Here is a 19612-nt window from a genome sequence, read left to right as displayed (position 1 = left end):
GGGATGACGACACCCTTGACGGAACGCGCGGTACCGGCCGCACCGGCGGACGCGCACGGGACGGCGGCGTCCGGCACCGGTGCGCCGCAGGCCGGCTGGGAGGTGGGACGGCGCTTCCTGCTCCGCGCCGCCGGGCTGCCGGTGGAGACCGTGCGCGGGCTGCGTTCCCCGCGCGCGCTGGCCTGGGCCGACGAGGTCCTGGAGCACGAGGCCCGGCTGGCCGCCGAGGGCCCCGGTCTGAGCGAGCTGCTGCACGGCCTCGTCGGAGCCGCCGACGAGGCCGGGGACGGCGCCCGCCGCGCCCTCCTGACCCTGCGCCGCCAGGTCTTCAACAACCGGCTGCCCGTCGACCCCGAGGCGGCCGAGCACCTCGTGACCGGCCTCGACCCGGCGGCCGGCGCCCGCGTCGGGAGCTGGCTGAAGGAGCGCGGGCGGTACGCCGAGCTCCTCGCCGGCGGCGACGCGCTGCTGTCCGCGGAGCTGCGGGGGACGCGGACCGCGCTGCGCGCCGCGCTCGCCGACGAGCGGCTGCGCCGGGGCCTGCTGCTCGCCTCGCCGACGCTGGACGCGCGGCTCGACGCGTACCTCGCGGACCGGGCGGCCGAGCCGGGCGGCCGGATGCGGAAGGCCGAGCGGTCCGCCCTCGCCTACCTGTACCGGACGGCGTGCAAGACCAGCCCCTTCAGCACCCTGACGCCGGTGGCGTCCGGCGTCTTCGCCCCCGGGGAGGGCGCGGAGCCGCGGCTCGCGGACACGTGGGAGGGACACGTCCGGCCGACGGTCGTGGCGCTCGCCCGGATCGCCGAACTGATCCTCGCCGACCCGGTGCTGCGGCAGGACCTGCCGGTCGTGCTCTCCCCCGGCTGGGACCGCGACGAGGACCGCGTCCGGTACGTCCGCCAGTGGGTGACGGCCGGCGACGACAGCGCGGCCGTCACCTTCGACGCGGTCCGCGACCGCCTGTTCTACCTGCGCGGCAGCGGTGCGCTGGAACGGATCCTCGGCTTCCTGGACGGCCGGGAGGGGCTGCGCCACCGCGATCTGGTCGCCCGGCTGGCGCAGGAGCCCGGGGCGGACCCGGAGGACTGCGAGCGGTACGCGGCCGCGCTGCTCCAGCTCGGCATGGTGCAGGTGCCGGCGCTCCGGACCGACGTGCACGACCCGGATCCGCTGCGCTCCTTCCAGGAGGAGCTGCGCGGGCTCGGCGCGGCGTGGGCGGACGGGGTCGCGGACGCCCTGGAGGCGCCCGCCGCCCGGCTCGCCGCCTACCCCGCGGCCGGCCCGGCCCTGCGGCGGGAGCTGCTGCGCGGGCTGCGGGCGGACCTGCTCGACGTGCAGCGCGGCCTGGGCGCGCCGGAGCCGACGCTGCCGCGGACGCTGCTGTACGAGGACGTGAGCGCGGGCGACGGGGTGACCGCGGACGCCGGGCTGCTCGGCGGGGAGACGGGGCGGGCGCTGCGCCGGGTCGAGGGGGTCCTGCCGCTGTTCGACCTGACGCTGCCCCACCGGATCACCCTGCGGGGCTTCTTCCTCGCCCGGTACGGGCGGGGCGGGCGCTGCGACGACCTGCTCGGTCTGGTGCACGACTTCCACGAGGACCTCTTCGACCAGTACCTGTCCTTCACCGCCCGGCGGGAGCCGTTCGACGCCGACGGGGCGTACGTGCCGGAGGAGAACTGGCTGGGCCAGCCGGCCCTGCGCCGGCTGGACGAGGCCCGGCGGCGGTTCGCGGCCGGGATGCGGGCCGCGTGGGAGCGGGACGGCGAGCGGGAGGAGCTCGCGCTGCCGGCGGAGCTGATGACCGGGGTCGCCGCGGAGCTGGGGCCGCCGGCCGAGGACTTCGTGCCGCTGAGCCACCACCTCCAGTTCGACCGGTCCGGGGGAGGCCTCCGGGTGGTGCTGAACCGCTCCTACGGCGGTCCCGCCTTCCCCTTCAGCCGCTTCACCCACGTGTACGACGGCGGGGGCGCGGACGGGCCGGGGCTCTCGGAGCGGCTGCGGGAGGAGCTGCGCGGGCGGTGCCCCGAGGGGGCGGTGCTCGCCGAGCTGACCGGCGGCCCGGTGACCAGCAACCTCAACCTGCACGGGCGGCTGACGGACCACCGGATCGTGTGTCCGGGCGAGGCGCCGGGGGTGCCGGAGGAGGCGCGGATCGGCCTCGACGACCTGTACCTGGTGCACGACGAGGCGACGGACCGGCTGGTGCTGCGGTCGGTCCGGCTGGGGTGCCGGGTGATCCCGGTGTACCTCGGCTACCTGGTGCCGGTGGCGCTGCCGGCGATCCCGCGGACCCTGCTGCTCCTGTCGCCGAGCTCGATGGCGCCGGTCGACGTGTGGGGCGGGGTGCCGGCGGGCCCCGCGGTCGGCGGGGTGACCCGCAGGCCGCGGGTGGTGCACGGCGACGTCGTGCTGGCGCGGCGGTCCTGGACGGCGCCCGCGGAGGCGCTGCCGGTGCGGGGGTCCGGGCACTCGGGGGCCTCCTGGTGGCTGGGGTGGCGCCGCTGGCAGCGGGCGCACGGGCTGCCGGACCGGGTCTTCGCGACGCCGCACCGGGACGGACGGCGGGTGCCGGGCGCGAAGCCGCTGTACGTGGACTTCGCGAGCCCGCTGTCGCTGACCGCGTTCGAGGCGCTGCTGGGCCGGGAGGACGGGACCTCGGTGGTGCTGCGCGAGACGCTGCCGGACGAGGACGGGCTCCAGGTGGTCTCCGGGCGGGGCCGGCACGTCGCCGAGCTGGCCGTCGAGACCTTCGCCTCCCCCGCTCCCCCGCTCTCCCCCACCGACCGCACGGCTACCGAGGACGGCCCGACATGCCGGAACTGACCCCCGCCCCGACCCCCGCCCCGGTGTCCGCCGGCCCCGGACCGTGGCTGGCGCTGCACGTCTTCTACGCGGCGAGCCCGCGCCCGCTGCTGGTGGAGTGCGTCCGGCCGCTGGTGGCCCGGCTCTCCGCCGAGGGACTGCTGGCCGGGTGGTTCTTCCTCAACTACTGGCTGGAGGGGCCGCACGTGCGGCTGCGGCTGCGGCCGTCGGACGCGGCGGCCGCGCCGGAGGTGCGGCGGCGGGCCGAGGAGGCGCTCACCGCGTTCCTGCGGGAGCGGCCGGCGCTGTACGAGGTGGACTCCGGCTTCCTGAAGGACTTCTACAACGCGCTGTTCGACATCGAGTTCCCCGGCGAGGACCGCGGCCGGTACATGGGCGGGGACGGCCGGATGCGGCTGCGGCCCAACAACTCCTTCCGCGAGGAGCCGTACGCCCCCGAGTACGCCAAGTACGGCGGCCCGGCCGGGGTGGAGCTGGCCGAGTGGCACTTCCGGCACTCCAGCGACCTCGTCGTGGACGCCTTCCGCACGAGGAACCTGCACCTGCGGACGGTGCTGCTGGGGACCTCGGCGCAGCTGATGATGGTGACGGCGGGCTCCTTCCTGCCGGAGGGGGAGCGGCTCGCCGGGTACCTCGACGACTACTACCGCTTCTGGCACCGGGCGTTCCCGGACACCGGGTTCATCGGGACCGAGGAGTACGAGCGGGGGTACGCGGAGCTGGCGCCGCGGCTCGGCCACCGGTTCGCGGCGGTCCGCGCGGCGGTCGGGGCGGGGGAGCCGGAGCGGCTGCCGGGGTTCCTGCGGGGCTGGGCGGAGCACTGCCTGGAGCTGCGGGAGCGGGTGGCGGGGGCCGCGGCCCGGGGCGACCTGGTCTTCCCGGTGGGGGAGGGCCCGGCGCGCGAGGACACCGGCCAGCCGCGCGCGGAGCCGGTGGAGGCGGTGCCGGTCGCACCGGTCACCGACGCGGCGGCGGTGCTGCCCCGGCTGCTCTCCCCCTACATGCACATGACCAACAACCGGCTGCACGTGACCATCCGGGACGAGGCGTACCTCTCCTTCGTGCTGGGACGGGTGCTGCGCGAGGGCGTGCCCGGCGCGGCGGCGGGGGTGGAGCCGTGACCGCGACGCCGCCCCCGCCCGGTTCCGCCGCCGCGACGCCGTCCCCGGCGGATCCGGCCGCCGCGCCGCGGGTCCCGCCCGGTTCCGCCGCCGGGGCGCGGTCCCCGGCCGGTTCCGCGGCGGCCGCCGCGGTGCGCGCCCACCGGCCGGCGCTGCGGCCCGGGGTGCGGTGCGGTCCCGCGCTGCTGCGCGGGCCGCGGACCGTGCACCTGGTGCGTCACCCGGTGACCGGGGCCGCGTTCGAGGTGGGCGAGAAGGAGTACTTCCTGATCGCGCGGCTCGACGGGACCCGGAACCTGGACGACCTGGCGCCCGCCTACGCCGAGCGGTTCGGGCGCCGGCTCGGGGTGGAGCACTGGACCCGGCTGCTCGGGCTGCTGGGCGCCCGGGGCCTGCTCGCCGGCTCGCCCGACCCGGTGCCCGCCGCGGCGCCCGCGCCGCCGCCGAACTCGCTCCGGAGGGGCACCCGTCCGCTGGTGCGGGACGCCGACGCCACCACCGCCCGGCTGCACCGGCTGCTGCGCCCGCTGCTGCGCCCGGCCGTCCAGCTGCCGCTGTGCGCCGCCGTCCTCGCACTGCTCGGGCTCCTCGCGGCGCAGGCGGGGCCGCTGGTCGGGGCGGCCGGCGAGCTGACCGGGCAGCCGGGCGCGCTCGCCGGGATCGCGCTCTTCCTCTGGCTGAGCATCACCGTGCACGAGCTGGCCCACGGGGTCGCCGCCCAGCACTACGGCGGGCACGTCGCCGAGATCGGCGTGAAGTGGCGGCTGCCGGCCGCGCTGCTGTACTGCGCGGTCGACGACTACCTGTTCCTGCCGGGGCTCCGGGCGAAGCTGGTGGTCGCCGGGGCGGGCGCCCACCTCAATCTGGTGCTGCTGCTGCCGTTCGGGGCGTGGTGGGTGCTGCTGCCCGAGGGCGCGCCCGAACGCCCCTTCGTGGCGGGCTTGTTGATCCTGGGAACCCTCCAGGGCCTGGGCAATCTGGTGCCGTTGCCGCCGCTCGACGGCTACCGGATGCTGGGGCACGCCCTCGGCACCGCCCGGCTCGCCCCCGAGACCCTCGCCTACCTGGCGCTGCGCCGCGGCGGCGGGGCGGCGGCGGCCGCGTATCCGCCGCGCGCCCGGCGGATCTACGCGGGGTACGCGGCCGGGGCGGTGCTCCTGGTGCTGTGCGCCGCGACCGGCACCGCGGCGCTGCTGTTCCTGCTGCTCCGGTGAGCCCCGCCGCCCGGACCGAACCGACCGACCGAACCGACCCGAAGGACCACGCACCGCATGAGTGAGGAAGAGGCCATGGCAAGCACCGCCGCCGTCCGCGTCGAGGGGGTCTCCAAGAGGTACGGGGACCGGCTCGCCGTCGACGCCGTGTCCCTGGAGATCCACCGGGGCGAGTTCTTCGGCCTGCTCGGGCCCAACGGGGCCGGCAAGTCGACCCTCGTCGAGATCATGGAGGGGCTGCGCCGGGCCGACTCCGGTGCGGTGGCGCTCCTCGGCCGCTCGCCGTGGCCCCGGGACACGACGCTGCTCCCCCGGATCGGGGTGCAGACCCAGTCCTCCGCGTTCTTCGTCCGCCAGACCGCGCACGAGCACCTGCGCACGGTCGCCGCGCTGTACGGGGCGTCGCGGGCCGCGGTCGACGCGACCCTGGAGTCGGTGGGGCTCACCGGGCAGCGGGGGGTGCGGGTCGAGGACCTCTCCGGCGGGCAGCGGCAGCGGCTCGCCATCGCCTCGGCCCTGGTGCACGACCCCGAGCTGATCTTCCTGGACGAGCCGACGGCCGCGCTCGACCCGCAGGCCCGCCGGGCGCTGTGGGAGGTGCTGCGCGGGCTGAAGGCGGCGGGCCGCACCATCGTCTACACCACCCACCACCTCGACGAGGCCGAGGAGTTGTGCGACCGGATCGCGATCCTGGTGGACGGCCGGATCGCGGTGACGGACTCCCCGCACCACCTGGTGAGCGCCTCCCGGGCGCCGAGCCGGCTGCTGCTCCCGGCCGGGCGCCTCGACGAGGCGACGGCCGCCGGGATCGCGGGGGTGGAGCGGGTGAGCGTCCAGGGCGGCTCGCTCGTCCTGGAGACCCACGCCGTCGGGCCGGTGCTGACCGCCGTCGACCGGCTCGCCGGCCTGGACGGGGTGCAGACCCGTACCGCCGGCCTGGAGGACGTCTACCTCGACCTCACCGCCGAGGCCACCACCCACGACGCCACCACGCCCGCCACCACCACGGAGCCCTGACCATGAGCGCCTACGCCGCACTGACCGCCGCGGGCTGCCGCGCCCAGGTCCGCGACAGGACGACCCTGTTCTTCACCTTCGCCTTCCCGCTGCTCTTCCTCGTCGTCTTCGGCCTGATCTTCAAGGGCCAGGCCGTGGAGGAGAGCGGGCTCACCTACCTGTCCTACACCGCGGCCGGGGTGCTGTCGTGGGGCGTGGCGAACGCCGCCGTCTTCGGCAGCGCCTTCACCCTCATGCAGTGGCGGGCCGACGACATCCTGCGGCTGATCCGGATGTCGCCGGCGCCGCTGTCGGCCGTCATCGGCTCCCGGTACGTGATCGCGCTGGTGGTGGGGGCGGTGCAGTCGCTGCTCTTCGTCGGGGTGGCGATGCTCCCGGTGTTCGGCCTGGAGCCGGCCTCCGGCTGGCCGTGGCTGGTGCCGGTGCTCGCGCTCGGCGTGACCACCTTCCTGCTCCTCGGGGTGATCGTCGGTTCGCTCGCGGACACCCCGGAGTCGGTGGCGGCCGTCGCCAACTTCCTCATGCTGCCGATGGCGTTCCTGTCCGGCTCGTTCTTCCCCCTCGAGTCGATGCCCGAGTGGCTGCGGAACGTCTCCCTGGCGATGCCGCTGCGCTACCTCAACGACGCCGTCTCCCACGCCCTCGCCGGCCGGGGCGACTCCTCCGACGTGCTGGTCGGCTGTGCCGGCCTGCTCGCCTTCGCGGTGGTCTTCGGCGCGGTCGCGGCGAAGACCTTCCGCTGGACGAGGTCCTCGTGAGCGCCCCCGCGACGGAGCGCCCCGCCCGGCCGATGGAGTCGGCCCGGGCCGGGCTGCGGGCCGCGCTCGCCGAACGGCTCGGCGCCGAGGTGCCGGTGGTGCCGGTCGGCGTCACCGACGCCGCCGCCCCCGGGGGCTCTCCCGGCGCGGCGGACCCGTGGGCGGACGAGCGGGCCGGCGCCCGGGTCCACCTCACCGCCTCCGCCGTGCTCGTCGGCCCGTGGGGCGGCGACGGCACCGCGCCGGCCTGCGGGCGCTGCCTGGCCCTGCGCTGGCAGCGGCTGCGCAGCCGGAGCGAGCGGGACGCGCTGGAGACCGGCGGCCCCGGGCTGCCGCGCCCGGCCGGCAGCTGGCCGCTGCTCACGGCGCACGCCTACGACGCGGTGGCGGCGGTCTGCGGGGCGGTGCTGGGCGGGACGGGCACCACCCCGCCGGCCGCCCGGCCCGCGGACCGGGCGCTGCCCCAGGTGACCCGGATCGACCTGGCGACGCTCGCGGTGCGGACGTACCCGCTGCTGGCCGACCCGCTCTGCCCGGACTGCGCCCCGGCCCCGGCCGCGGCGGCCCCGCAGGCGACGGTGTGGGTGGAGCGGCGGAAGCCGGACCCCGGCTCCTACCGGCTGCGGCCGGCCGCCGCGTACCCGATCCCGGAGGAGGCGCTGGCCAACCCGGTGTGCGGGGCGCTGGGCGGCGGGACCTGGCTCGGCGTGACCTCGCCGACGACGGCGCCGGTGGCCGGCAGCGTCTTCGTGCGCGGCTACGCGGGGCTGAACGACGTCACCTGGAGCGGGCAGGAGAACGCCTTCGCGACCAGCCGCACCCTGGCCTTCCTGGAGGGTCTCGAACGGTACGCGGGCACCCACCGGCGCGCCCCGCGGGCGCCGGTCGTCGGCTCCTGGAACGAGCTGCGGGAGCGGGCGGTCGACCCGGCGGCGTGCGGCTTCTACGAGGAGCGGACCTACCGGGAGGACCCGCTGGTCGACCCCTTCGACCCGGACCGGGCGATCCCCTGGGAGTGGGGGTGGTCGCTCCGCGACGAGCGGCCGGTCCTGGTGCCGTCCCGGCTGGTCTACTACAGCGCGGGGGTCCGGGCGGACAACTTCGTCTTCGAGTGCTCCAACGGCTGCGCGATCGGCGGCAGCCCGGAGGAGGCGGTCCTCGGCGGCCTCCTCGAACTCGTCGAGCGGGACGCCTTCCTGAACGCCTGGTACGGGGCGGCCCGGATGCCCGCGATCGACCTGTCGACGGTCGGCGGAGGGGCGGCCGCCGCGATGGCGGAGCGGGCCTCGCTCCAGGGGTACGACGTGCACCTCCTGGACCACCGGATCGACCTGCCGGTGCCGGTGGTGACGGCGGTCGCGGTGCGCCGGGACGGCGGCCCGGGACTGCTCTCCTTCGCCGCGGCGGCCTCGCTCGACCCGCGGGCGGCCGTGGAGGGCGCGCTGTCGGAGGTGCTCACCTACATCCCGCACCTCTCCCGGCAGACCCGGGAGCGCCGGGCCGAGCTGGAGGCGATGGCCGACGACTTCTTCCTCGTGCGCCACCTCAAGGACCACGCGCAGCTGTACGGGCTGCCGCGGATGGCGGAGCACGCGCGGGCCTTCCTGGAGCCGCGCGCGGTCCGCTCCTTCGAGGAGACCTACCGGGAGTGGGAGGCGTCGGGCCGGCCGCGGACGCTCGACCTGCGGGACGACCTGCGGGCGGTGACGGACGCGCTGACCGGAGCGGGGCACGACGTGGTCGTGGTCGACCAGACGACGCCGGAGCAGGAGCGGATGGGGCTGCGGACGGTCAGCACCCTGGTCCCGGGGCTCCTGCCGATCGACTTCGGCTGGAACCGGCAGCGGGCGCCGCTGATGCCCCGGCTGCGGACCGCGCTGCGGCGCGGCGGGCACCGGACGACGGACCTGCCCGACTCGGGGGTCCACCGGGTGCCGCACCCGTTCCCCTGACCCCGCCGGGCCCCGCGCCCCGGGCGGGAACGCGGAGGCGCCCGGTGTCCGTGGAGGACGGACACCGGGCGCGTCGCGGACCCGGGCGGGGTCAGGCCGAGCAGGAGGTGGTGCTGGTGGTGGAGGAGCAGGTCGAGGTGGAGCTGGTGCTGGTGGAGCCGGCCAGCACGACCTCGCTGGCGTCCGAGTAGTCGGAGATCTCGAAGGTCTCGGCCTCCAGCTCCAGGATCTCGTCGGCGAGGGTGCTCAGGTCCTTGTTCATGGTGCCTCCTCGAAGTCCGCGGCCCCCTGGGCGGGGCACCGGGCGTGACTCCATTGCAGCGCGCCCCGCTCACCGTTCGGCCCGCCGCCCGCTGTCGGTCCGCTGGCGCGCGGTGCCAGCGGACCGCGTCCCCGTACCCGACCGAAGGAGAACGCCCGTGTCCCCCGCCTCCGCCGCCCGTCCGCCCGTCACCCCCGCCGGGGACGTGGTCCGCTCCGCGCTCACGCTCTATCTGGACGTCCACTCCTCCCCCGAGCCGTCCGGCGAGGAGGCGCGCACCGCCCGAGTCTTCGGCGACCGGCTGGCGGCGGCCGGTCTGGAGGTGACCCGGGGGGTCGGCGGCCACGGCGTCGTCGGGGTGCTGCTCAACGGGCCGGGGCCGCGCGTCTACCTGCGGGCGGAGCTGGACGCGCTGCCGCTGGAGGAGGAGACGGGGCTGCCGTACGCGAGCGGGAACGGCGCCATGCACGCCTGCGGGCACGATCTGCACCTGGCCGCGGCGGCGGGGGCGGCGGAGCTGCTGGTCCGGTCGGCGGCGGACTGGCGCGGAACGCTGGTGGTGGTCGGGCAGCCGGCGGAGGAGACGCTGTCGGGGGCGCGGGCGCTGCTGGAGGACGGTCTCTACGAGCGGTTCGGCGTCCCCGGGGTGGTCCTCGCCCAGCACGCGGCCCCGCTGCCGGCCGGGATGGTGGCGCACGGTACGCCCCGGGCCCCGGTGACGGCGGCGAGCGCCGCCCTGGAGGCGACCGTGCACGGGCGGGGCGGGCACGCGGCGACGCCCCAGCTCACCGTGGACCCGGTGGTGACGGCGGCGGCGATCGTGCTGCGGCTCCAGGCGGTGGTGTCCCGGGAGACCGCGCCAGGCGAGCACGTGACGCTGACGGTGGGCACCCTGCGGGCGGGCACGGCGGTGAACGTGGTGCCCGCGACGGCTTCCCTGGGCATCGGCGTGCGGGCGCTCGCCGACGCCTCGCTGGACCGGGCGCTGGCGGCGGTGGAGCGGATCGTGCGGGCGGAGTCCGCGGCCTCGGCCTGCCCGCGCGAGCCGGACGTCGTGGTGGTCTCGCGCGCTCCGGCCCTGTGGGGTGCGCCCGGGGAGACGGCGGCCGTCCGGGCCGCCCACACGGCCCTGTTCGGGCCGGAGCGGGTGGCGGACTGGCCGCCGTCGGCCGCGTCGGAGGACTTCGCGCTGTACGGCGGCGCGGGCGACGACCTCCACGGCGCCGGCGAGGTGCCGCTGGTGTACTGGATGACGGGCGTGGCGGGCCCCCGCCAGTGGGCGGCCGCCAAGGGCCGCGTCGCCCCGAACCACTCGCCGCGCTTCGCCCCCGACATCCGCTCGGCGCTGCCCCCGGCGATCTCGGCCCTGGCGGCGGCGGCGCTGGACCGGCTGGCGGCGGAGCCGGGCGCGGACGTCCCGGGGGCGTAGCGGGGCCGGCGCTCCCCGCGGGCGGGGCACCGGCGCCGGGTCAGATCAGCTTGTCGAGGAGGGCCAGCTCCCCGCTGTCGAAGTCGAGGTTGTCCAGGGCGGCCACGCTGTCCTCCAGCTGCCGTGCGCTGCTCGCTCCCACCAGGGCGGACGTGACGCGGCCGCCGCGCAGCACCCAGGCGAGCGCGAGCTGGGCCAGGGTCTGGCCGCGGGACGCCGCGACGTCGTTCAGGGCGCGCAGGCGCGTGACCAGGTCCTCGGTGACGGCCTCCCGGCTCAGGAAGGGGCTGTCGCCCGCGGCGCGCGAGTCCTCGGGGATGCCGTCCAGGTAGCGTCCGGTGAGCAGGCCCTGTTCCAGCGGGGAGTAGGCGATGGAGCCGATCCGCAGGTCGTCGAGGGCGTCGAGCAGTCCCTCGCTCTCCGGGCGCCGGTCGAGCATCGAGTAGCGCGGCTGGTGGAGGGTGAGCGGTGTGCCGAGCCCGCCGAGGATGCGGGCGGCCTCGCGGGTCTGTTCGGCCGAGTAGTTCGAGACGCCGACGTACAGCGCCTTGCCCTGCTGGACCGCGGAGTGCAGGGCGCCCATGGTCTCCTCCAGGGGCGTCTCCGGGTCGAAGCGGTGGGAGTAGAAGACGTCGACGTGGTCGAGGCCGAGCCGGCGCAGGCTCTGGTCCAGCGAGGACAGCAGGTACTTGCGGGACCCCCACTCGCCGTACGGACCGGGCCACATCAGGTATCCGGCCTTGGTGGAGACGACCAGTTCGTCGCGGTGGGGCGCGAAGTCGGTCTTCAGGAGCTCGCCGAGGGCGGACTCCGCCGCGCCGGGCGGGGGGCCGTAGTTGTTCGCCAGGTCGAAGTGGGTGATCCCGAGGTCGAAGGCGCGGTGCAGGATGGCGCGCCGGGTCCGGGCCGGGCGGTCCGGGCCGAAGTTGTGCCACAGCCCCAGGGAGAGGGCGGGAAGCTTCAGGCCGCTCCGTCCGGTGCGCCGGTAGGGCATGGCGTCGTATCGGGCGGGATCTGCGGTGTACAAGGCGGCTCCAGGGGTGGGGCGGCGTCCGGTGGCCGGCGGGTGCCGGGGTTTCTCGTGCCGGAGCCACTCTCCCCCGGGCCCGGTGCGGGGATCCAACAGGAGAATCCGATGGGATTCAGCGCTTAGGCTTCTGAATCATGGAACTGCGGCATCTCCAGCACTTCGTCGCCGTCGCCGAGGACCGGCACTTCACGCGCGCGGCGGAGCGGCTCCTCGTCTCCCAGTCCGGCCTGTCGGCGTCGATCCGGGCCCTGGAGCGGGAGCTGAGGGCCCCGCTGTTCGTGCGGAGCACCCGCCGGGTGACGCTGACGGAGGCGGGGCGGGCGCTGCTGGTCGAGGCGGAGCGCGTCCTGGCGCAGGTGCGGGCCGCGCACGAGGCGGTGGCGGCCGTGCAGGGCGTGCTGCGCGGCACGCTGTCCCTCGGCACCGAGCAGTGCGTCGCCGGGGTGCACGTGGCGGGGCTGCTGGCCGCCTTCAGGCGCCGGCACCCGGACGTCGAGGTACGGCTCCGGCAGGAGGGCGGGCTCGCGCTGGCCGAGGACGTCGCCGCCGGCCGCCTCGACCTGGCCTTCGCCTACCGCACCCGGCCGGACACCGACCACCTGCGCTCGACCCCGCTGGCGACCGAGCCGATGACGCTGCTGTGCCACCCCGGGCACCCGCTCGCCGCGGCCGGTCGGGACCTCCTCCTCGCGGACCTCGCCGGCGAGGTCTTCGTCGACTTCCACCCCGGCTGGGGGCCGCGCCGCGCCACGGACGCGGCCTTCGCCTCCGCGGGCGTCCCGCGCGCCGTGAGCCTGGAGGTGAACGACGTCCACAGCCTTCTGGACCTGGTGGAGGAGGACCTCGGCGTCGCCGCCGTGCCCCGGCACTTCCGGCACAAGCGGAACTCCCTGCACGCCGTCCCCCTCGGGGACGCCGGCGGGGACGTCTACGAGACGGTGGCGCTGCTCCCCCCGCCCGAGGCCACCAGTCCGGCGGCCCGCGCCCTGATGACGTTGCTGGAGCGGGCCTGAGGCCCGCTCCCCTCCGGCGGAGGGGAGCGCCGTCCGCGGGCGTGCCGGCCGGGCCGGCAGCCGCGGATCGGCTCGCCGGCCACCGTCATCTCCCGAACGCACCGCGGCCCCGCATGTGCTGACGGAGCGACAGAAGTGGTCGGCCGCTTCGGGAGTTGGAGACGGGAGGGGTTGACGGGCGCTCTGCGCCTCCATAAGTTCACAGCTTGATAAAAGGCTTGCCGCCTTGTGGGACACGGACGGGACCGGGCGGGCCGGGACCGGACGGCAGTGCGGCACGCCCTCGACGAAAGGGTTGTCAGGTGCAGCTCAATCTTCTACGGGGCGGGCGGCGCGGCACGCGCTCGCGCCCCCGTACCCTCGCCGCCCTCCTCACGGGCGCGCTGATGGCGACCGGCCTGGTCCTCACCGCGCCCGGCTCCGCGCAGGCGGCCGGCGAGCGGGTGGACGTCTGGCTGACCACCACCTCCGACGCCGGAGGCCGTACCGTCACCCGGGGACTCGCCCCGCAGGCCCCGCTCGCCTTCGGCCCCGCCGGCGGCGGCGCGAGCCACACCATCGCCGTCGACGAGTCCACCACCCACCAGCGCTTCGAGGGCGGCGGCGCCTCGATCACCGACACCACCGCCCACCTCCTGCGCGGCGGGGCGATCAGCGCCGCCACCCGCGACGAGGTGATGCGCAGGCTCTTCTCGCCGACCGACGGCATCGGGCTCTCCTTCGTCCGCAACCCCATCGGCGCCTCCGACCTCTCCCGCCCGGGGAACGTCTCCCTCGACGACACCTGCTGCGACCTGAACGACTTCGGCGCCAACGGCTACGACACCGGCGTGCGGCTGCTGACCTCGCAGGCCAAGCAGCTCAACCCGGCCCTGCGGGTCAAGGGCGTGCCGTGGAGCGCACCCGGCTGGATGAAGGACAACGGCCGGATGGACCAGATGGGCTGGCTGAAGTGGGAGCACTACCCCACCTACGCCCAGTATCTGGTCAAGTACGTCCAGAGCTACCAGGCGGCGGGGATCAAGGTCGACTACCTCTCGGTGCAGAACGAGCCTAACTGCTGCCAGGCCGGCAACCCCACGGCGATGAACTACCCCGGCATGAGCTGGAACCCGTCCGGCCTGGTCGAGTTCACCAAGAACCACCTCTACCCGGCCCTCCGCGCCGCCGGCCTCACCACCAAGGTCCTGGTGCACGACTGGAACTACGGCGACTACGCGAACTTCGGCGCCGCGATCCTCGGTGACGCGGGCGTCCGCAACGACCCGCTCTTCGGCGGCATCGCCTGGCACGGCTACTTCGGCGACCCGGCCGTGGGCAGCCAGGTCCACGCCCAGTACCCGTCGGTGCCGCAGTTCAGCACCGAGCACTCCGGCGGCACCTGGATCGGCAACCAGCACAACGAGGACCTCCGGGACATCGTGTCCTACGCCCGCAACTGGAGCAGCAGCCTGGTGAAGTGGAGCCTCGCGCTCAACCAGGACATGGGCCCGCACAACGGCGGCTGCGGCACCTGCACGGGCCTGATCACCGTGCAGGAGGGCGGCCCGCGGGCCGGGCAGGTCGACTACACGGTCGAGTACTACACGACCGGCCACCTCACCAAGTTCGTGAAGCCGGGCGCGTACCGGATCGCCTCCACCGACAACGCGACCGTGCAGAACGTGGCCTGGCGCAACCCGGACGGCTCCAAGGCGCTGATCGCGCACAACGGCGGCGGCTCCGCGCAGTCCCTCCGCGTCGACTGGGGCGGCCAGTCCTTCACGTACACCCTCCCGGCGCGCACCACCGCCACCTTCACCTGGGGCGGCGCCCCCGGCCCGGGGGCGCCGGCGGGCGCGCTGACCGGACTCGCCGGCAAGTGCCTCGACGTGGCCGGCGCGTCGAGCGCCGACGGCACCGCCGTCCAGCTCCACACCTGCAACGGCACGGCCGCCCAGCGGTGGACGCTCGCCGCCGACGGGACCGTCCGGGCCCTCGGCAAGTGCCTCGACGTCACCGGCGGCGCGGTCGCCGACGGAACCAAGGTGCAGCTGTACACCTGCAACGGGACCGGGGCCCAGCGGTGGACCTACGACGCGGCCACCCACGACGTGGTCAACACGGCCGCCGGCAAGTGCCTGGACGTCACGGGCAACACCTCGGCCGACGGCACCCGCGCCCAGATCTGGTCCTGCACCGGCGCCGCCAACCAGAAGTGGACCCACCAGCCCTCCTGACCGCCGCCCCTCCCCCGTCTCCAGGAGACCGCATGCCGCACCATCCGCACCACCGGCGCCGGGCGCGCAGCCGTGCCCTCGCCGCCACCGCCGCCACCGCCGTCTCGGCGGTGCTGACCACCCTGCTCGCCGGGGCCGCCCCGAGCGCCGCCGCGCCCGGTGCCGACGGCGACCCGCCGCCGCGGGCCGTCGACCGCTTCGAGGGCGAGGTGCCCTTCGCGTCCCCGCCCGCCGAGGGGATCTTCACCTGGGGCAGCGACGCCGACGACCACCCGTCGCTCTCCCTCGCCGAGCGGGCCGACGCCCCCGAGGGCGCCAAGGTCCTCGAAGGCCGCTACGACATCAGCGGCTGGGGCGGCTTCACCCACGACTTCGCCTTCGACCTGCCCGCCCAGGACTGGACCGCCCACCGGGGCATCCGCTTCTGGTGGTACGGCCAGAACACCGCCCCGCTGCCGCCCGGTTCGGGCAAGCGGATCAACTTCGAGCTGAAGGACGGCGGTGCGAACGGCGAGGCGTCCGAGCTGTGGACGACCTCCTTCACCGACGACTGGGAGGGCTGGCACCTCGTCGAACTGCCCTTCTCCTCCTTCCAGTACCGCGCCGACTACCAGCCGGTCGGCGGCATCGACCAGATCCTCGGCCTCGACCGGATGTGGGGGTACGCGCTGACGCTGCCGACGGGCGCGCCGGGCTCCTTCGCCCTCGACGGGGTCGAGGTGTACGGGAAGGCCGATCCGGCGCTGACCACGCAGGTCGTCACCGGGGCCTCGGTGCTCCCGGTGGCGGAGGGCGGCAGCGCCCGGATCGACGTCACGGTGAACACCACGGGCGCGGTCCCGACGGACCAGCCGGTCACCGTCGCCTACGCGACGGACGACGACGGCCCCGCCCGCCCCGGCCAGGACTACCGCCCGGTCGCGGGCAGCCTCGTCTTCCCCGCCGGGACGCCCTCCGGCACGACCCGCTCGATCACCGTCGAGACGCTGAAGGACCGTTCCGGCGAGGCCGCCGAGACGATCCCGGTGGAGTTCTCCGTCGAGGGCGCCAAGCCGCCGGCCGAGGACCCGGTCGTGGTGGTGGACGCCCACGGGCTGCCCTACCTCGACCAGCGGCTTCCGGTGCAGCGGCGGGTCGCCGACCTGCTGTCCCGGATGACCCTGGCGGAGAAGGCCGGGCAGATGACCCAGGCCGAGCGGAACGCGCTGCGGGCGCCCGGCGACATCGCCGGGTACGCGCTCGGCTCGCTGCTCTCCGGCGGCGGCTCCGTGCCGAGCCCCAACACGCCGGAGGCGTGGGCGCGGATGATCGACGGCTACCAGCTGCGCTCCCGGGCGACCCGGCTCCAGATCCCGCTGATCTACGGCGTGGACGCGGTGCACGGCCACAACAACGTGGCCGGGGCGACGATCATGCCGCACAACATCGGCCTCGGCGCCTCCCGCGACCCGGCCCTCGCCGCCCGGACCGGCGCCGTCACGGCGAAGGAGGTGCGGGCGACCGGGGTGCCGTGGGACTTCGCCCCGTGCCTGTGCGTGACGCGGGACGAGCGCTGGGGCCGGTCGTACGAGGCCTTCGGTGAGGACCCCGCCCTGGTGACCGCGATGGAGACGGTCATCCAGGGGATGCAGGGCGCGGCCGACGGGCGCGACCTGGACCGCAACGACAAGGTGCTGACCAGCGCCAAGCACTTCGTGGGCGACGGCGGCACCGGCTTCGGCTCGTCGACGACCGGTTCGTACACGATCGACCAGGGCGTCACCCGGGTCACCCGCGAGGAGCTGGAGGCGGTGCACCTGGCGCCGTTCGCGGAGGCGGTGAAGCGCGGCGCGGGCACGGTCATGCCCTCGTACTCCTCGGTCGACGTCATCGGGGACGACCTCGGTCCGGTGAAGATGCACGCCAACGCCGAGCTGATCAACGGGGTGCTGAAGGACCGGATGGGCTTCGAGGGCTTCGTCATCAGCGACTGGCAGGCCATCGACCAGATTCCCGGCGACTACCCCAGCGACGTGCGGACCTCGGTCAACGCCGGCCTGGACATGATCATGGTGCCGACGAACTACCAGGAGTTCGCCCGGACCCTGGTGGCCGAGGTCGAGGCGGGCCGGATCCCGGTCTCCCGGATCGACGACGCCGTGTCCCGGATCCTGACGCAGAAGTTCCGGCTCGGGCTGTTCGAGAAGCCCTACGCGGACACCACCCACCTCCCCTCGGTCGGCTCGGCCGAGCACCGGGCGGTGGCCCGCGAGGCGGCGGCCGCCTCGCAGGTGCTGCTCAAGAACGACGGCGGGGTGCTGCCGCTGAAGCCCACGCAGAAGGTGTACGTGGCGGGCTCCAACGCCGACGACCTGGGCAACCAGACCGGCGGCTGGACGATCAGCTGGCAGGGCGCGTCCGGGAAGCGGACCACCGGCACCACGATCCTGGAGGGGATGCGGAAGGCCACCCCGGGGCTGACCTGGTCGAAGGACGCCTCCGCGCCGCTGGAGGGGTACGACGCCGGGGTCGTGGTGGTCGGCGAGACGCCGTACGCCGAGGGGGTCGGGGACGTCGGCAACGGGCACGACCTGGAGCTGAGCGCCGCCGACCGGGCGGCGGTGGACCGGGTGTGCGCGGCGATGCCGTGCGCGGTCCTGGTCGTCTCGGGCCGGCCCCAGCTGATCGGCGACCGGCTGCCGGAGATCGACGCCCTGGTGGCGTCCTGGCTGCCGGGCACGGAGGGCGACGGCGTCGCCGACGTGCTCTACGGGCGGAGGCCCTTCACCGGTCAGCTGCCGGTGACCTGGCCCCGGTCGGAGGCGCAGCTGCCGATCAACGTGGGCGACTCCTCGTACGCCCCGCAGTACCCGTACGGCTGGGGGCTCACCACCCTGACGGCGGTGCCGAAGGGCGGGGAGACCACCCTGAAGGCGATCGGGCTCGCGGCGCGGGTGCTGCAGGCGGCCGGCCGGGGCGATTCACCCGAGGCGCGGCGTCTGGTGGCCCGGGCCCGGCTGCTGGTGCAGGATCGCATCGGGCAGCGGGTCACGGAGGCGGCGGCGAAGCCCTTCGCCGAGGCCGACCACCGGCTGCTCTCCGGTGATCCGGCGGGCGCGGTGGCGAGGCTGACCGCGGCCTACCGCGCGGCCGGCTGAGTGCGGGACCCGGTGGACCGGCGCCCCGCGGGAGGCCGGTCCACCGGGTCCGTCCGGCGCCCGAACCAGCGCGTTGCATAGCCATGCGGATTGATGCATACTATTGCCATGTCCAAGGTTCTCACCTCCCTCCCCGTCGGCGAGCGCGTCGGCATCGCCTTCTCCGGTGGTCTCGACACCTCCGTCGCGGTCGCGTGGATGCGTGACAAGGGCGCCGTCCCCTGCACGTACACCGCCGACATCGGCCAGTACGACGAGCCCGACATCGCCTCGGTGCCCGGGCGCGCCCGGACCTACGGCGCCGAGGTGGCCCGCCTGGTCGACTGCCGCGCCGCGCTGGTCGAGGAGGGGCTGGCCGCGCTCACCTGCGGCGCCTTCCACATCCGCTCGGGCGGCCGGGCCTACTTCAACACCACCCCGCTGGGCCGCGCCGTCACCGGCACCCTCCTGGTGCGGGCGATGCTGGAGGACGACGTCCAGATCTGGGGCGACGGGTCGACCTTCAAGGGCAACGACATCGAGCGGTTCTACCGCTACGGCCTGCTGGCCAACCCGCACCTGCGGATCTACAAGCCGTGGCTGGACGCCGACTTCGTCACCGAGCTCGGCGGCCGCAAGGAGATGTCGGAGTGGCTCGTCGCCCACGACCTCCCCTACCGGGACTCCACCGAGAAGGCGTACTCCACCGACGCCAACATCTGGGGCGCCACGCACGAGGCGAAGACCCTGGAGCACCTCGACACCGGCGTCGAGACCGTCGACCCCATCATGGGCGTCCGGTTCTGGGACCCGTCGGTCGAGATCGCCGCCGAGGACGTGACGATCGGCTTCGAGCAGGGCCGCCCCGTCACCGTCAACGGCAAGGAGTTCGCCTCCGCCGTCGACCTGGTCATGGAGGCCAACGCCATCGGCGGCCGGCACGGCCTGGGCATGTCCGACCAGATCGAGAACCGGATCATCGAGGCCAAGAGCCGCGGCATCTACGAGGCCCCCGGCATGGCGCTGCTGCACGCCGCCTACGAGCGCCTCGTCAACGCGATCCACAACGAGGACACCCTCGCCCAGTACCACAACGAGGGCCGCCGGCTCGGCCGCCTCATGTACGAGGGCCGCTGGCTGGACCCGCAGGCGCTGATGATCCGCGAGTCGCTCCAGCGCTGGGTCGGCGCCGCCGTCACCGGCGAGGTCACCCTGCGGCTGCGGCGCGGCGAGGACTACTCGATCCTCGACACCACCGGCCCGGCCTTCAGCTACCACCCGGACAAGCTGTCCATGGAGCGCACCGAGGACTCCGCCTTCGGCCCGCTGGACCGGATCGGCCAGCTGACCATGCGGAACCTGGACATCGCCGACTCCCGCGCCAAGCTGGAGCAGTACGCCGGCATCGGCCTCATCGGCACCGGCAGCCCCGCCATCGGCGCCGCGCAGGCGGCCGCCACCGGCCTCATCGGCTCGCTCACCGAGGGCGGCGCCGAGGTCATCGCCTCGCGCGGCGAGACCCCCGACAGCGAGGAGACGGCGCTGGACCGCGCCGCCATGGAGACCGGCACCGACTAGGACCTGTCCGGCCGATCATGTGACCGCCCCGTGCCCGAGTCGTTCCCCCGGGCACGGGGCGGGTCGTTTCGGGAGAGGGC

At 75.3% G+C, this 19612-nt stretch carries 13 protein-coding genes; 11 read left to right on the top strand and 2 right to left on the bottom strand.

Annotation, left to right across the window (positions count from 1 at the left end; all coding sequences use genetic code 11):
* Positions 1-3: 3 nt before the first annotated feature.
* The 6 genes from IE287_RS22940 to IE287_RS22915 all read left to right on the top strand — a co-directional run bounded on the left by IE287_RS22940 (position 4) and on the right by IE287_RS22915 (position 8885).
* Positions 4-2823 (top strand): lantibiotic dehydratase, encoded by a 2820-nt coding sequence (locus IE287_RS22940; protein ID WP_189851031.1) that lies wholly within the window; start codon positions 4-6, stop codon positions 2821-2823.
* On the top strand, positions 2811-3944 hold the full coding sequence (locus tag IE287_RS22935; RefSeq protein ID WP_189851030.1) for a lantibiotic dehydratase C-terminal domain-containing protein: 1134 nt from the start codon (positions 2811-2813) through the stop codon (positions 3942-3944). The genes IE287_RS22940 and IE287_RS22935 overlap by 13 nt, the downstream gene beginning before the upstream one ends.
* Positions 3945-4075: 131 nt before the next feature.
* A complete protein-coding gene (locus IE287_RS22930) occupies positions 4076-5158 on the top strand; it encodes a M50 family metallopeptidase (protein WP_189851123.1) in 1083 nt (360 codons plus the stop codon).
* Between the two features lie 57 nt (positions 5159-5215).
* Positions 5216-6175 (top strand): ABC transporter ATP-binding protein, encoded by a 960-nt coding sequence (locus IE287_RS22925; RefSeq protein WP_189851029.1) that lies wholly within the window; start codon positions 5216-5218, stop codon positions 6173-6175.
* 2 nt (positions 6176-6177) lie between these two features.
* Positions 6178-6933, top strand: a complete 756-nt coding sequence (locus IE287_RS22920; protein ID WP_189851028.1) for an ABC transporter permease — start codon at positions 6178-6180, stop codon at positions 6931-6933.
* Between the two features lie 32 nt (positions 6934-6965).
* Positions 6966-8885, top strand: coding sequence for a TOMM precursor leader peptide-binding protein (locus tag IE287_RS22915; protein WP_189851122.1), 1920 nt, complete (start codon positions 6966-6968; stop codon positions 8883-8885).
* A 91-nt stretch (positions 8886-8976) separates the two neighbouring features.
* Here the strand turns inward: IE287_RS22915 and IE287_RS22910 are convergent, their stop codons facing one another.
* Positions 8977-9147 carry a thiazolylpeptide-type bacteriocin gene (locus tag IE287_RS22910; RefSeq protein ID WP_030757923.1) on the bottom strand — a complete coding sequence of 57 codons (171 nt, stop codon included), beginning with the start codon at positions 9145-9147 and terminating at the stop codon, positions 8977-8979.
* A gap of 157 nt (positions 9148-9304) precedes the next feature.
* Here IE287_RS22910 and IE287_RS22905 point away from each other — a divergent pair, with 157 nt between their 5' ends.
* Complete coding sequence (locus IE287_RS22905; protein WP_229883658.1) at positions 9305-10576, top strand: amidohydrolase; 1272 nt, start codon at positions 9305-9307, stop codon at positions 10574-10576.
* A gap of 40 nt (positions 10577-10616) precedes the next feature.
* Here the strand turns inward: IE287_RS22905 and IE287_RS22900 are convergent, their stop codons facing one another.
* Complete coding sequence (locus IE287_RS22900) at positions 10617-11603, bottom strand: aldo/keto reductase (protein WP_229883657.1); 987 nt, start codon at positions 11601-11603, stop codon at positions 10617-10619.
* A 137-nt stretch (positions 11604-11740) separates the two neighbouring features.
* Between IE287_RS22900 and IE287_RS22895 the strand changes: the two genes are divergently transcribed.
* From IE287_RS22895 to argG, 4 genes are all read left to right on the top strand, one after another.
* Entirely contained in the window at positions 11741-12619 is an 879-nt protein-coding gene (locus IE287_RS22895) for a LysR family transcriptional regulator (RefSeq protein WP_189851026.1), read from the top strand.
* 386 nt (positions 12620-13005) lie between these two features.
* Positions 13006-14838: a ricin-type beta-trefoil lectin domain protein gene (locus tag IE287_RS22890; RefSeq protein WP_189851120.1), complete on the top strand. Its 1833-nt coding sequence runs from the start codon at positions 13006-13008 to the stop codon at positions 14836-14838.
* 32 nt (positions 14839-14870) lie between these two features.
* On the top strand, positions 14871-17975 hold the full coding sequence (locus IE287_RS22885; RefSeq protein WP_189851025.1) for a glycoside hydrolase family 3 protein: 3105 nt from the start codon (positions 14871-14873) through the stop codon (positions 17973-17975).
* 108 nt (positions 17976-18083) lie between these two features.
* Positions 18084-19532, top strand: coding sequence for an argininosuccinate synthase (gene argG, locus IE287_RS22880; protein WP_189851024.1), 1449 nt, complete (start codon positions 18084-18086; stop codon positions 19530-19532).
* The last annotated feature ends 80 nt before the right edge of the window (positions 19533-19612 follow it).

Source organism: Streptomyces omiyaensis, from assembly GCF_014650895.1.
Classification (GTDB): domain Bacteria; phylum Actinomycetota; class Actinomycetes; order Streptomycetales; family Streptomycetaceae; genus Streptomyces; species Streptomyces omiyaensis.
Note: the sequence above shows the minus strand (reverse complement) of the source record. Positions and strands in the feature narration are given on the sequence as shown.

What these genes read in the sequence shown, in the direction of transcription:
- IE287_RS22885 (WP_189851025.1), top strand. Translation starts at nt 14,871, where the DNA reads ATGCCGCACCATCCGCACCACCGGCGCCGGGCGCGCAGCCGTGCCCTC.
- IE287_RS22925 (WP_189851029.1), top strand. Translation starts at nt 5,216, where the DNA reads ATGAGTGAGGAAGAGGCCATGGCAAGCACCGCCGCCGTCCGCGTCGAG.
- IE287_RS22920 (WP_189851028.1), top strand. Translation starts at nt 6,178, where the DNA reads ATGAGCGCCTACGCCGCACTGACCGCCGCGGGCTGCCGCGCCCAGGTC.
- IE287_RS22895 (WP_189851026.1), top strand. Translation starts at nt 11,741, where the DNA reads ATGGAACTGCGGCATCTCCAGCACTTCGTCGCCGTCGCCGAGGACCGG.
- IE287_RS22910 (WP_030757923.1), bottom strand. Translation starts at nt 9,147, where the DNA reads ATGAACAAGGACCTGAGCACCCTCGCCGACGAGATCCTGGAGCTGGAG.
- IE287_RS22935 (WP_189851030.1), top strand. Translation starts at nt 2,811, where the DNA reads ATGCCGGAACTGACCCCCGCCCCGACCCCCGCCCCGGTGTCCGCCGGC.
- IE287_RS22915 (WP_189851122.1), top strand. Translation starts at nt 6,966, where the DNA reads ATGGAGTCGGCCCGGGCCGGGCTGCGGGCCGCGCTCGCCGAACGGCTC.
- argG (WP_189851024.1), top strand. Translation starts at nt 18,084, where the DNA reads ATGTCCAAGGTTCTCACCTCCCTCCCCGTCGGCGAGCGCGTCGGCATC.
- IE287_RS22890 (WP_189851120.1), top strand. Translation starts at nt 13,006, where the DNA reads ATGGCGACCGGCCTGGTCCTCACCGCGCCCGGCTCCGCGCAGGCGGCC.
- IE287_RS22940 (WP_189851031.1), top strand. Translation starts at nt 4, where the DNA reads ATGACGACACCCTTGACGGAACGCGCGGTACCGGCCGCACCGGCGGAC.